Annotated in this window: 13 protein-coding genes; 10 read left to right on the plus strand and 3 right to left on the minus strand. The window is 45.0% G+C overall.

Annotated features, from left to right (window positions below; genetic code table 11):
• Positions 1-137 precede the first annotated feature (137 nt).
• The 3 genes from NWE73_RS09655 to NWE73_RS09665 all read left to right on the plus strand — a co-directional run bounded on the left by NWE73_RS09655 (position 138) and on the right by NWE73_RS09665 (position 4,121).
• A complete protein-coding gene (locus NWE73_RS09655) occupies positions 138-1,304 on the plus strand; it encodes an acyl-CoA dehydrogenase (RefSeq protein ID WP_277578107.1) in 1,167 nt (388 codons plus the stop codon).
• A gap of 109 nt (positions 1,305-1,413) precedes the next feature.
• On the plus strand, positions 1,414-2,907 hold the full coding sequence (locus NWE73_RS09660) for a peptide ABC transporter substrate-binding protein (RefSeq protein ID WP_277578108.1): 1,494 nt from the start codon (positions 1,414-1,416) through the stop codon (positions 2,905-2,907).
• 11 nt (positions 2,908-2,918) lie between these two features.
• A complete protein-coding gene (locus tag NWE73_RS09665; protein ID WP_277578109.1) occupies positions 2,919-4,121 on the plus strand; it encodes an EAL domain-containing protein in 1,203 nt (400 codons plus the stop codon).
• 53 nt (positions 4,122-4,174) lie between these two features.
• On the opposite strand, the gene NWE73_RS09670 is transcribed toward NWE73_RS09665, so the two are convergent.
• Positions 4,175-5,341 carry an IucA/IucC family protein gene (locus NWE73_RS09670; RefSeq protein WP_277578110.1) on the minus strand — a complete coding sequence of 389 codons (1,167 nt, stop codon included), beginning with the start codon at positions 5,339-5,341 and terminating at the stop codon, positions 4,175-4,177.
• A 180-nt stretch (positions 5,342-5,521) separates the two neighbouring features.
• Between NWE73_RS09670 and NWE73_RS09675 the strand changes: the two genes are divergently transcribed.
• From NWE73_RS09675 to NWE73_RS09695, 5 genes are all read left to right on the plus strand, one after another.
• Entirely contained in the window at positions 5,522-5,743 is a 222-nt protein-coding gene (locus NWE73_RS09675) for a hypothetical protein (RefSeq protein WP_277578111.1), read from the plus strand.
• A gap of 287 nt (positions 5,744-6,030) precedes the next feature.
• Positions 6,031-6,777 (plus strand): SDR family NAD(P)-dependent oxidoreductase, encoded by a 747-nt coding sequence (locus NWE73_RS09680; RefSeq protein WP_277578112.1) that lies wholly within the window; start codon positions 6,031-6,033, stop codon positions 6,775-6,777.
• The gene (locus tag NWE73_RS09685) at positions 6,774-7,163 is read left to right on the plus strand and encodes a 6-carboxytetrahydropterin synthase (RefSeq protein WP_277578113.1); all 390 of its coding nucleotides are present in this window, start codon (positions 6,774-6,776) and stop codon (positions 7,161-7,163) included. The genes NWE73_RS09680 and NWE73_RS09685 overlap by 4 nt, the downstream gene beginning before the upstream one ends.
• Positions 7,160-7,894, plus strand: a complete 735-nt coding sequence (locus tag NWE73_RS09690) for a pseudouridine synthase (RefSeq protein WP_277578114.1) — start codon at positions 7,160-7,162, stop codon at positions 7,892-7,894. Before NWE73_RS09685 ends, NWE73_RS09690 begins: the two co-directional genes overlap by 4 nt.
• Before the next feature lie 196 nt (positions 7,895-8,090).
• A complete protein-coding gene (locus tag NWE73_RS09695) occupies positions 8,091-8,450 on the plus strand; it encodes a hypothetical protein (RefSeq protein WP_277578115.1) in 360 nt (119 codons plus the stop codon).
• Here the strand turns inward: NWE73_RS09695 and NWE73_RS09700 are convergent, their stop codons facing one another.
• Positions 8,451-9,224: a murein L,D-transpeptidase catalytic domain family protein gene (locus NWE73_RS09700; RefSeq protein ID WP_277578116.1), complete on the minus strand. Its 774-nt coding sequence runs from the start codon at positions 9,222-9,224 to the stop codon at positions 8,451-8,453. It lies immediately after the preceding gene.
• A 363-nt stretch (positions 9,225-9,587) separates the two neighbouring features.
• On the opposite strand from NWE73_RS09700, the gene NWE73_RS09705 reads away from it, so the two are divergent.
• Both NWE73_RS09705 and NWE73_RS09710 read left to right on the plus strand, forming a co-directional pair.
• Positions 9,588-11,222 carry a hypothetical protein gene (locus tag NWE73_RS09705; protein WP_277578117.1) on the plus strand — a complete coding sequence of 545 codons (1,635 nt, stop codon included), beginning with the start codon at positions 9,588-9,590 and terminating at the stop codon, positions 11,220-11,222.
• Between the two features lie 134 nt (positions 11,223-11,356).
• Positions 11,357-12,142 carry a phosphatase domain-containing protein gene (locus NWE73_RS09710; protein ID WP_277578118.1) on the plus strand — a complete coding sequence of 262 codons (786 nt, stop codon included), beginning with the start codon at positions 11,357-11,359 and terminating at the stop codon, positions 12,140-12,142.
• A 30-nt stretch (positions 12,143-12,172) separates the two neighbouring features.
• Here NWE73_RS09710 and NWE73_RS09715 read toward each other — a convergent pair whose 3' ends face one another.
• Positions 12,173-12,982 carry a DUF455 family protein gene (locus tag NWE73_RS09715; RefSeq protein WP_277578119.1) on the minus strand — a complete coding sequence of 270 codons (810 nt, stop codon included), beginning with the start codon at positions 12,980-12,982 and terminating at the stop codon, positions 12,173-12,175.
• Positions 12,983-13,016 lie beyond the last annotated feature (34 nt).

The following is a 13,016-nucleotide window of genomic DNA, read 5'->3' on the forward strand; positions in this document are numbered from 1 at the left end:
ACATTTAAAGTGCAGCCAGTGTAACACAGCTTGTTAAGAGAAAGTCTCTTGTCCTTCTCTGCCACAACCAGCTCTTGAAATAAGGGAATGATGTGAGTATGGTCTTCGCACTGAATACTATGACTTAAGGAGAGACCATGTCTGACGTAACAAACGCACGTCCTGCACTCACAATGCTATCAGAGGACGAAGTTGCATTCCGCGATGCTGTTCGCGCCTTCGCTGAATCTGAAATCAAACCTCATGTGACACATATGGACGAAAAGGCAGAAATGAGCCCTGAGATCCTTAAAAAGCTCTTTGAAATGGGCTTGATGGGTATCGAAACGCCAGAAAAATTTGGCGGCGCAGGTTCAACTTTCACAATGGCTTGCTTGGCTGTTGAAGAAATTGGTCGCGTAGACGGTTCTGTTTCAGTACTTGTCGACGTTCAAAACACTTTGACGACAAATGCTTTCCTAAAATGGGGAACTGAAGCTCAACAATCTAAATACTTGAGCAAAATGGCCACTGAATGGGTTGGCGCTTATGCCTTGTCTGAATCTTCTTCTGGTTCTGATGCTTTCGCATTGAAATTGAAAGCTGAAGATAAAGGTGACAAATGGGTTTTGAACGGTTCAAAACTTTGGATCACTAACGGTAAAGAAGCTAACGTGTTTATCGTGTTCGCAAATATCGATCACGCTAAAGGCTACAAAGGCATCACTGCTTTCATCGTAGAAAAAGGCTTCCCAGGATTTAAAGTAGGTAAAAAAGAAGACAAACTTGGTATCCGCGCGTCTTCAACAACTGAATTGTTGTTCGAAAACTGCGAAGTTCCAAAAGAAAATGTTCTTGGCGAAGTTGGCAAAGGCTACAAGATCGCTATCGAAACTTTAAATGAAGGTCGTATCGGTATCGGTGCGCAAATGGTTGGTATCGCACAAGGCGCTTACGAAGCAGCTTTGGGTTATGTTAAAGGCCGTGAGCAATTCGGCAAACCAATCGCCCACTACCAAGGCGTTCAATTCCAGTTGGCAGAAATGCGCACTGAACTTGAAGCCGCTCGTTTGATGGTTTACAACGCCGCTCGCTTGAAAGATGCCGGCCAGGATTTCATCGAATCAGCAGCTATGGCAAAACTTTATGCTTCTCGCGCGGCAGAGAAAATCACTTCTAAAGCAATTGATTTGTTCGGCGGCAACGGATTCACAAAAGAATATCCAGTTGAAAAGTTCTGGAGAGATGCAAAAATTGGTCAGATCTACGAAGGTACGACAAATATGCAACTTCAAACTATCGCAAAAATGGAACTAGACAAGTAGTCCCCTACTGGACTTCGGCGGAATCTCATATCACTATGTTGGTATGAGATTCCTTCCGGCATTACTAGTTAGTTTTATTTTCTCGTATGCACACGGCATTGATGCATCAATGCCCAAATCGGTAAGCATTGATACTTCAATGCCGGTTAGTTCACCTTCTGTCTTCAGACTTCATCTTTCAAACGAGCCCTCAAGCTTAGACCCGAATAAACAGAAGACCTCCGCCTCCAGCTACCTTCTTGGCAATCTCTTTCGTAATTTCTTTACCTTTGACGATCAAAAAGGTCTGCTTCCAGATCTTGGAGAAAGTTGTACGCGCGCGAAGGATAAATCCCTCACTTGCAAAATAAAAAAAGATCAACAATGGAGCGATGGCAGCCCCATTACCTCCGAAGACTTTATTCGCACTTACAAAAAGATTCTAAATCCCAAAACAGCGGCTCCCCGCGCGGACTTTCTTTTTAAGATCAAAAATGCGCTTGAAATCTATAAAGGCGAAAAAGATCCCGGCACCTTGGGGATTTCAGCTCCAGATCGTTGGACTTTGAAATTTGAATTCTCGGAACCAGATCCTGATTTTGAATACAACCTCGCAAGTTTTATTTTGGCTCCTACGAAGGACAATCTCGAAGTTGCCTCTGGTTCAGTTTCTGGTTCAGTTTTTGGCCTCATTGTGTCTGGCCCCTACAAACTGAAAGAATGGAAAAAGGGTCAACGCCTGATCCTGGAACCAAATTTGAAATATCAAATGGGACATCCCAAGCGCCCTCAAGTTGAGTTTCTATTTATCGAAGAAGACACCGTGGCATTGCAGCTCTATGAAAAAAACGAGCTGCAATTCCTACGCAGACTGCCGACTCTGTTTATTCCCAACTACAAAGACCGCAAAGATTTCTACTGGATTCCGGTCACGCGATTTGACTATATTGGTTTCGGCCCAGAGCTCGCAGATCAAGAAGATCTCCGCAAAGCCTTCATTTATTCTCTGAATTATGAGGAGCTTCAAAAGATTTTTTCATCCAAAGGACGCCCTGGCTGTGCGGGTCTTCCTGACTCTTGGTTCCCAAGCAAAGCTCCGTGCTTTAACTATGATCTAAAAAAAGTCCCTGCCGTTAAAAGCTCGAAAACTTATACATTAATGTTTTCAGCCCTTGGCGGAGAAGATCACAAGCGTGCGACCGAATGGATGCAAGATCAATGGTCTAAGAATGCTCACCTAAAAACCAATCTTCAGGTCAAAGAGAACAAAATCTATTTGGCTGAGTTGCAAAATAAAACTCCAGCCCTCTTTCGCAAAGGGGTCGCTCCTGATCGTCCCACTTGTTTGGCGGCCCTGGAAACCTTCGGCCCTTTAAGCGCAGAAAACTACCTTCGCTTAAATTCACCGGAGTACAAAAAAATCCTAGACTCATTAGGGAAGTCCAGTAAACCCGTGGAACAGAAAAAACTCTGCCTCGAGGGCGTTGAATACCTTATGAACCATCACCTTCTCATCCCTATGGGGGCGATTCATTTCTCGATTTTGGCCAAAAAGGAATTTACTGGTTGGAAGCTGAATCAAATGAATCAGCTGGACTTGTCTCAACTCCATTCAGGCCCTTAAACTAGAAACCTATGACACTACCATCTCAGTCCGTCGATATTCACAAAGACCAACTTATTTTCAGTGAGGGGGATGCAGGCGATTGCGCTTACATCATCGAAAAAGGTCGAGTGTTGGTTTTCATCACAAAAGACAAAGAAGAAATTCCTCTTTCTATTTTGGGCGAAGGTGAGTTTTTTGGCGAGATGTCGTTGATTGATAATCAGAATCGCTCTGCCTCTGTCAGAGCCCTGGAAGATGTCACTTTAGGCATCGTCACAAAACAACAACTCTTAGAGCGCATTTCAACTGCCGATACCGTTGTTCAACTTTTGATGCGGGTTCTTTTGAAGCGTCTTCGTCGCAATAATATGCACAGTCGCGGCATCAGCCGCATTGGCGAGTTGCAACTGGAAAACACCGGGATTGGTGACGACAAAACTCAATCAGCTCTGGATCAGATCAAACTTGAAAATCAAATTTTCCTGGCATTTCAGAACAAAGAATTCGAACTTTTCTATCAGCCCATTATTGAACTAAAATCTCGCAAGATCGTCGGTGCCGAAGCTTTGCTTCGCTGGAAAAGCCCCACGCAAGGGTTGATCTCTCCCAATGTCTTTATCGACGTCATTGAGAACTCTTCAATGGTCATTCCGATTGGCCACTGGATTATCAACCAGGCTTTAAAAGATCTAAAGACCATTCGCGATCATTTGATTGCTAACAAAAAAGACAAAGTCGCTGATGAATTCATGATGAGCATCAACATCTCAGGTCGTCAATTCACTCACACTGACTTCGTCAACAACCTGGAAGATCTTCGCGAAAAGCATGATCTGCCCACCAAGAATATCAAACTTGAAATGACTGAGCGAATTATGATGGATGGAGCGATCGCCCTTGATGCTCTTCATCAATGCCGCGCACAAGGCTACGCTATCTCTATTGATGACTTCGGAACTGGTTTTTCGAGCTTGCAGTACTTAACACAGATGCCGATCAGCTTCTTAAAAGTAGATCGTTCATTCGTGATGAAAGTATTAAGCGATCCCAAATCACGTGCCGTCGTGAGCTCTATCATCCATTTGGCCCACGCCATGGACATTGAGATTATCGCCGAAGGAATTGAGACCAACGAGGAATCTATCGTTCTAGAGACTCTGGGCGCACGTTATGGCCAGGGCTATCTCTTCTCAAAACCAGTCGAATTTTCAAGCTTTATGAAAATGCTTTAAGCAAAAACAGCAAAAGGTGCCTGGCACCTTTTGCTTCACTCGCGGCGTCACGATCATAGGAATATGCGCTGACAACTTAAGGTGTTCGTTTTTTTGAATTCTCTCTTGATGACCTGCTCAAAAGATGGATGGAAATTAAGACTCTTTAACTTCTTTTTTAGAATATCAAAAGACGATCCCACCAGATAAGTTTGAAACGCTGTCTCCATAACCGGAGACCACTCCTGAGGACGGCTCCCTGGAACTTTCTTGGATCTCATTTTTTGAAGATTTTCTAAATCAAAAATCCACGCGGCGTCTTTCTGCGACAATAAAGTCTCATCCTTAAATCCCAGCTTCTTACGGAGTTCAAAATCCACGCGTGCTCCATCTAAATCGCGATAGAAGATCCTTCCCGTAAATTTTCCACTTTGATCTATTTCCAACAGAGTATTTTGCTGATGCATTTCAAGAGCAACACCATGCTGAGCCCCTTTAATAAAGGCCTCCAGCAAAGAAGGAAGTATTTCCTGCAGCACCAGATGTTCAGCACTCACCCCACGAAGAGCGGCCTCCTTCTCCAAAAGCGATCCATCCGAATGCTTGGCCACATAAGACAAAAGAGGCACCAGAGTGTTTGAGCCCTTCACCAAAGTTGCGGGAATTTCACGCACGATGAAGCCAAAGGGGCTATTAGGGGTTTTGTCATAAAACGCCAGCGGCTCAGGCAGAAAATGAAATCCTGAAGCCTGCGACAGAAGATCGTTGATGGCGGTCGCCCGGGACATTTGCAGGGGATAAACCGTGCGAATCGCCCCGTTAATTTTTTGTGGCAATGAGACTTTCACCATCAAATCATCGACAAAAAAAGTTCTGGGCGAAGTTGTTGGTCGTGCTGAAACTTCCTTAAGAGTCCCTTGCGAAATCAACTCTTTGAATAGTTCTGTGGCCTTGGGGTGAATGTAGAATTTTATCTTTCCATCAGCCGTCTTCAATTTTTCAAAAATTTCAGGCTTTAAAGATTTCGCAGAAATAAAGTCCACTTTTCCCGGGTCGATCTCCAAAACATAAAGCGTCTCAGTTTGATACGAACTCAATTCAGCCTTCGAAGGAAGCTGATGATAGATACTGGAATTCAACTGTAAATCATTGCGCTCAACTTCCCATTTTTGCCAACGCTCCAGGTCCGCATAAGCCTGAGAAAGAAATAGGAATGAGATGAGCCCGAAAAATAACTTCATACGCTTGATCTAGCAAATTGTTCGCCGTCAGAAAGGCGGCAAAAATAGCCGCCTCATTTTGAGATTCATCAAAGGAACACGAATTTTAATTCAGTCAACTAAAGTCCATAAGACCATCGCCGATAAGTTCTTTGTCTTAAGACTATTAACCAGCTTAAGAGTCAACTTGGGGGTTCCTATATGGCTGACAAAAAGTTTGAAAAACAGATTCCAAATAATGTTGTTTCTCTAGAGTCTTCAAAATGCTGCGGCGAAGGCTGCAAAAAGAAATCAGAAAAAGCCGGCTTTTGCGCCGAGCATTTCGACTGGTTTAAAGCGGGCTTGATTACAAAAGAAGGTATGAAAGCACCTGATTTTGATAAGAAGCATTATTACTATGTTGCCTCTAAAAAGGCTGCTTAATCGTTCCTATTTATCGATTTCTACCGTTAAGCTTTAATCTCCGTTAAAGCTAAAAAAGCCAGGTTTCCCACCTGGCTTTTTACTTTTTTAGAGGCCTATCTCCACCTAGAAAACATGTCCATAGAAGGCCACAAATATCGCCACTCCAAAAATGAAGTACTTAACCCCGACCGTTAAAGCCTCACGCATCGCCATAGAAGCCTCCTCTTAACTTCTCTTCGGGCCAGACCTCTGCTAACATAAGTCCAATTCGAATCACCTCAATCTAAGTCCTAGGAGATTTCAGCGTGAAAAAAGCCGCTCTCATTACAGGAGCCAGCAGCGGAATCGGAGCTGCCACTGCCATTGAATTCGCAAAGAATGGTTATTTCGTTTACTTGATGGGAAGAAATAAAGAACGCCTTCAAGAAGTGGCTCTTAAATGCCGCAGCGGCGCCTCTATCATGTCTTGCGACATGACTGACACTAACGCCTTGGATAAGCGTCTGAACGAAATGCTCACCACAAAAATCCATCGTATCGAAGTTGTTGTTAACAATGCGGGTATCTTTGATCGACATAGCACCGAAGAAGGCACCGACGACATCTGGCAAAAAGAGTTCGAAGTGAACTTACTGGGACCGGTTCGTATCACTCGCGCCTTCTTTCCCTACTTCAAATCTCAGGGTGGCGGACAGATCGTCAATGTTTCTTCAACCTTAGGCCTGAGACCTCAAGGGCCGACCTCGGCTTATTCCGCGGTGAAGGCCGCCATGGTGAACTGGACTGCCAGTCTTGCTATGGAAGGTGGGCCTTTTAAAATTCGCGCAAATTGTGTCTGCCCTGGAATCGTCGACACCCCGATTCATGGATTTCATTCATTAGATACCGAGAAAAAAAACGAAGCCCTGGAGGGAATGAAGAACCTTCAACCCCTGGGACGAATTGGAACTCCTGATGATATCGCCAAAGCGATCTACTTCTTGGGTTCAGACAATTCCAGCTGGATCACCGGCGCCATTCTGCCGGTTGATGGTGGAATCAATCTGTTATGATCCTCACCTTAAAGCAAAGCTTTAGCAGCGCTCATCTCTACAATCAGCTTCTTTGGACACCAGAGGAAAACCTCAAGCATTTTGGTAGATGTTACACGGAGCATGGGCACGGCCATAACTATACACTTGAAGTAGGCTTTAAAACCTCCACAACAGATCTTCAAGTAAAGCATGAAGAATATCAGACTCTACTGAAGAACTTATGTAACAGACTTGATCATGAACACTTGAATTTTGTAATCCCAGAGTTTAAAACTCAAATCCCCACAACTGAAAATATCGCTCTTTATTTCCTCAATAAACTTAAAGAGACACTTTCAGAAAAAGACCTGAGTCATATCCGACTTTATGAGATGGATGACCTTTGGACGGAGATCCGCCTATGAGCGAAGAAAAAGTACGACTTTCAAAATTGATGGCCGAAAGAGGCATTTGCTCTCGTCGCGAAGCTGACGACTATATTTCTCGCGGATTGGTCCTGGTCAATGGAGAAAAAATCAACCAGCTCGGAACCAAAGTCAGCCCCGATGTAAAGATCACTTTGGAAGCCCAGGCTTTGAAGCAGCAAAAGCGCCTGGCAACAATCATCCTCAATAAACCAGTGGGTTATGTTTCTGCACAACCAGAACCACAATACACTCCGGCAATTCGCCTTATCACACCGGAGAACCAATTTGGGGAATCAAAAACTCGCCTCACCCCTGATCTTCTCCGCGGGATCGCCGTGGCTGGACGACTGGATATCGACTCTCAGGGCCTTTTGCTATTCACTCAAGATGGCCGTATCGCTAAAAAAATCATCGGCGAAGAGACCAAACTTGAGAAAGAATATCTGGTCCGCGTGGAAGGGCGCCTTCCTCAGGATAAACTTGAACTTTTACGCCATGGCCTCTCTTTAGACGGAAAACCATTGAAGACAGCTCAAGTTGACTGGCTCAATGAAGACCAGCTTCGTTTCATCCTCAAAGAGGGAAAGAAACGTCAAATCCGTCGTATGTGTGAGGCTGTAGGCCTAAGAGTTACAGGACTTAAACGCGTGCGCATCGGCAACCTTAGATTAGGCAAACTTCCGGAAGGCAAATGGCGCTTCCTCGAAGACGATGAGAGCCTTGACTAGAATAAAACTGACCAAACTTAATACACCCATCCTGTATTAAGTTTCCGTCGTGTCAGGGAAGCTTGTGTTTCTATTGAGTGATCGTTAAAAGATACACATGCGCTTCCTCTGGATTTTCTTATTTTTCACCCTCACCTTTAATATTGCTCAGGCAAAATGTGTTGCAAGCGCAAATTCCTGCGAGTTTTACCGTTGCATGGAACAAGAAAAATCCTGCGGTTCCAAGGGCTACTGGAAAGAATTCGGGTATCCTTACTGCACCAAATTTCTTATCAACCAAAACAAGTTTTCTCCACGACTGCAGCGCTGGCTCACCGATGTTCGAGAGTGTCTGCAAGTTCGAGTGAGCGAGTCCACTCAACAGGCAAGCTGCTCCCAGACCTATCGAGCGGCGATGGACAGCCATGTCTCTTGCTATGTTGATACTGGATTTTGCGAACTAAATATGGCTGAGCGTTTTAAGATTTACTGGAGTCTTAAAGGCGCTCTTCGCCATCAAATCACCTGGAAAGAAGCGCGCTTGCTTAGACATGCTTGCAACGAAAAGCTCGATTAACTACGGAATAGCCACCACCTCTTGACCGGTCATCGCCTCGTCCATCAACGAACTGTAGTAATGCATAATCAAGCTTCCATAACCTAAAGTTGTAATAAGCTTTTGTATCAAAGAGGACGAAACTGCCGGACAACCCCAACTCAAGCCAAGACGTCCATATTTTTGCCCCGTCAGGGGGTCTATGGAGTTGATAAACTCATCGCCGACATACCACGCACCGTGCAGAACAATATCCCGGTTATAAGCTTGATCATTGGAGCCTTGAAGACCATACATTCTTAAAGTCCTGCCATAGCGCCCTGAATAGGTCTCACCCGTGAGATAGATCCCCAAAGAAGTCTGCTTTGAATCTTTCAGATTACTGAATTTCGAAGCAAAATTGCTCTTACCGCTCCCCACTCCATGTGAAGAATAAAATCGCGTCACAGCCCCTGTTGTGAGATTGATTAAAAAAAATCGAAATACCGTCGAAGGCTCCCCATAGTCAATAATCACAACCTGCTGAGGTTCGTTCAAGGTCACCAATTTACTTGAGCGAATTCGTTTGGACTCCTCACACGGAGTCACACTCGCCGGATCCGCCCCCACGCAAGTATAAATATCCTGGATAAAGCTGCGCCCTTTGAAGTCATCCATGAATTTTAATAGTCGGCTCAGGGCATCTTCTGGAACGCCTTGTGAAATGATTTTCTGGATAATGACAGGCGAAGGAGATGCCGAAGCATTCAAAGAAATCAGACTAAGAAGAGCCATAGATAAAAATTTGCTTAACACAGGACCTCCAAATCCATCGGGGCCATCATAATTTTTGTATAGAGGTTTTCATTCCGAATGTGAATACTACCCACAGAAAACCCACAAAAAACACCTCTTAGACGGCAAGAGTGTGAAGTCACAAGTCAGCACTTTACATGCAATCTACAGTGCCAAAGTTTTAGTCAGTGACGACCTTAAAAAGCTTTTTATCAAACTGACCGCGCCATAATCAAAATGGCTTCGCAACAAGGACGCATTTTTCGGGTCCGCACCTTGCAGTCTTTTAAAAGAATGGGAACTCTCTTAAAACGTCTCTCGCAAATTTTAATCCTGACTGGCTTCTTCATAAGCTCGTTTGCGAGCGCCAAAACGTTTTGCAGCATGACCCTCAATTCATCCGATGAAATTGAAACCTTTCGAAAAAGCCTGAACGGCCAGGGATTCGACTTCGTGGAACTTGTTCCACAATCCAAAGATCCTTTGTGGTTTAAGAAAGCCTGCGACAGTGGAATTCAATGTGATGTGCTTTTGATCTCAGGTCATTTCGGAGGTCTCTTCTTTGGCGAAGGCACATCGACAACAATAGGCATTGCTGAAATGGAACAGGCTAGTTGCCGCAATACCTGCGCTGGCATTCTGAAAAACCCCAAAGAAGTCTTTCTGATGGGTTGCAATACTTTGGCTACCCAAAGCAAAGATCACCGCACTATTGATCAGTACTTGAATGTCTTAATTAACGACGGAATACCGTTGGACTTTGCTGAACAAGTGGCAGCTTCCCGCTACAGCCAGCAGGGCTTTAGCTTAGAAAAGCGTTTTTCTGCCATCTTCAACAACTCTAACAAACTCTATGGCTTCCACAGCACAGGCCCCCTGGGCGCGTCTGCTGCTCCTCGACTGCGTCAGTACTTAAAGCAAGCGGGCTCGTATGGGGCTCACCTTGACAGCTTATCGACAGCTCCTAACAGCATTCTGAGCACACAATTTAAGGACACAAACTTTCGTGAAACGATCCCAACTAAAACCCTGGATACAAATTCACGTGAACTCTTCTGCGCATTAAGAAGCGAAGATTCAAGTCTGCAGTCAAAAGCCCTTCGTCAGATTGTTGAAGAGAAAAAAGTCATTTCGTTTTTTGACTCCATCGCAAATCAAGTCTCTGAACTTCAAGAAAACATCTATAATCTTTTAGACGCTCCCACAAAAGAGTCACTCAAACTAACACTGGCAAAGATAGCGAATAGCAATAAAGATCTGGTAACAATACAGCACGAGGTTCTTAAGGTTTCGAATTCAGTGGGCTTACTCGATAGTCCCACCAAACTAAAAAAAGTGGCCGCTCTTTTAGAACAGGCCTACAGCCAAAATCTCACTTATGCCAAAGTCAGTCAGATCTGCGGCATCCTCAAGCAAGAACCTGATTTGCAAAACTTGAGCGTTGAAAAAATTCGAAACCTATCAAAGGTTTCACCCTACTTTATACTGACCTTAGCCTGTTATCCGAAATTGGAGAACTCTACAAAGTACTTCTTGTTCGAAAAGATTTACTACCCCGATCAACTGTTCGAAAGAACTTTGGCCTTACAAATTCTTAAGCCGCACTGGACTCAAGATGATATCTCGTGGATATCATCAGCCTTGAGCTCCAACGATCACTCTCTGCGCACACGCATTTACTTGAGTGCAAGAAAGCTTCTCTTCCCTTACCGCACAAGCATTCTTAGCGCTCCAGGTCTAGCTTCTTGTATCCTGCAAAGTGAGAATCAAGGCGGCACTCAAGAAGGTACCAACTGGGGTTGTTTAACCGATAACAACAGCGAATTAACAGTCGATGTCTGTGACCATTTCGCCAGCCTCAACCCGGATCCCGAAAATGCGGATGATATGCGCTGGTATTGCTGGAGCAAAACCAAAGAACGCCTGCTGAATCAAAGACCCGAATGTTACGCCTTAGCCAATACGATGGGCATATTGGGGAACCAAATGAAGCAAATCTGGAACTGTGGCCATCGCTAAGGCGCGATAACAAAGCATGGCTCACCTCTTGCTCTACTCTATCGCATGAGCCTCAAACAAAGTTTATTGAACTTTAGAGCCCTGAAGAGACACTCCACGTCTCTTCTTGTCTATTCTCTAGTCAGGAGCCGCCGATGAAAAAGTATATAGCGTTACTTGCCGGTTTAATGATTTCAATGACCTTGGAAGCCAAGGTTTTGGTGATTTCTGATATCGATGACACCTTAAAAGTATCCCATGTTCTCTCAAAGAAAGGGGCGGCATCCTCCTTTGTGGATGAATCCAGTCGCTTCGTAGGAATGTCTGAAATATTTCAAATGTTAGACCTTCAACATGAAGACATTGAGTTTCACTATGTCAGCCTGGCCCCTAAGTTCCTCATGGAAGGACAGCATTTAGACTTCCTGGAAGAAAATGGCTTCCCAATCACAGAGCTTCACATGAACCCTGGAATGAAGCAGGATCCAGATTTAAAACAAAAGGCCATACGCAAAGTCTTGAGAGAGAAAAATCCAGAACTGGTCATCTACTTTGGTGACAACGGACAATTCGACACTGTTGTCTACGATCAGATGAGCAAAGAGTTTCCACAAATTCCAGCCATCAGCTATATCCGCGAAGCTTATTCGAAGTTGAACCTTTCCAAACATCCGACAAAGCCAGGGCAGATCGGTTTTGTGACAAGCGTTGAGGTCGTGATTGATTTAATTTCTAAAGGTCTGCTTCCGCAGAAAGCTTACGGCCCTATTGAAAATATCGTCTACAAACGCATGAAGCGCGATGACCGCCATGAAATGCTGGGCGCCATGGTATTCCCGTGGTGGCAAGATTGCCGTGATTTCAAATGGGTCTGGAATATCGCGAATCCATCGGCAAAATTGCAGGCTATTGAGGCTACGATTGCCGAGAAGTGCCGATAGAATATGACAACCTCAGTCCACTCAACGAAACTACGACTGGGGCTGAGGTTGTTTAAAACTCGGATAGGGATTTAAGAAATCCAAGCGAAGATCTTCGTAGTACTTGATCTCTTCCTCAGTAAAACCAGCCTTGGAACGCAGAACCCGATTGATCGGCTCAATACGCTTTGGCAAACGAATACGAAGCGCATCCATTCGAGCTGGAAAGTCTTCGCTCGAATCAATCTTTTGAATCTTACAAATTTCCCGGTACCAACGCGAACCAAAGTCCACATGACCAATCTCTTCAAAATTGATTTGCTTCACGATCTTTTGGATAGTCTCTTTGCCTGAGGTGGCTTCCAGACGGCGAATCAAGGTGTCGCCGGCATCTAGACCACTGCCCTCCAAATAACGATGCACGATCAGGATACGATCCAACAGAGTATCCTCGGGGGCTACCGCCCTCCACAAAGCGGAATGAACAGGCCAGTCGCCCCATTTGAAACCCAAAGCATGGATAGCCTCAAGACACATGCGTAAATGTTGGGCCTCCGAGATGGTCACCGCCGCGAGTTCCTCTTTAAACCCCTGAGGGGCCTCTGGATACTCAACCAGTGTTCGCACCCCTAGCTCCATGGCCTGAAGTTCAATGCTAGCCAAATCGTGGAGCATGCGGGCCTGGCCTTCGGGGGTGGAGAAACCCTTCTTGGGCGGATGAAGCTTTGGATGCAATAAGTCAATATCCCGGGCTGGGTCCAGAGGGGCCGCATAGGCAGACTTCAGCTTGAAGGCTTCCTCACAGGACTCCTCAATGCGTTCAATTTTTTCCCAGACGTCGGTAATTTCAAAAGCAAACATGGCCTGTTTTTACATGCAGCTCCCGCGCTTGCCA

The sequence above is a fragment of the Bdellovibrio svalbardensis genome (genome assembly GCF_029531655.1).
Lineage (GTDB): Bacteria > Bdellovibrionota > Bdellovibrionia > Bdellovibrionales > Bdellovibrionaceae > Bdellovibrio > Bdellovibrio svalbardensis.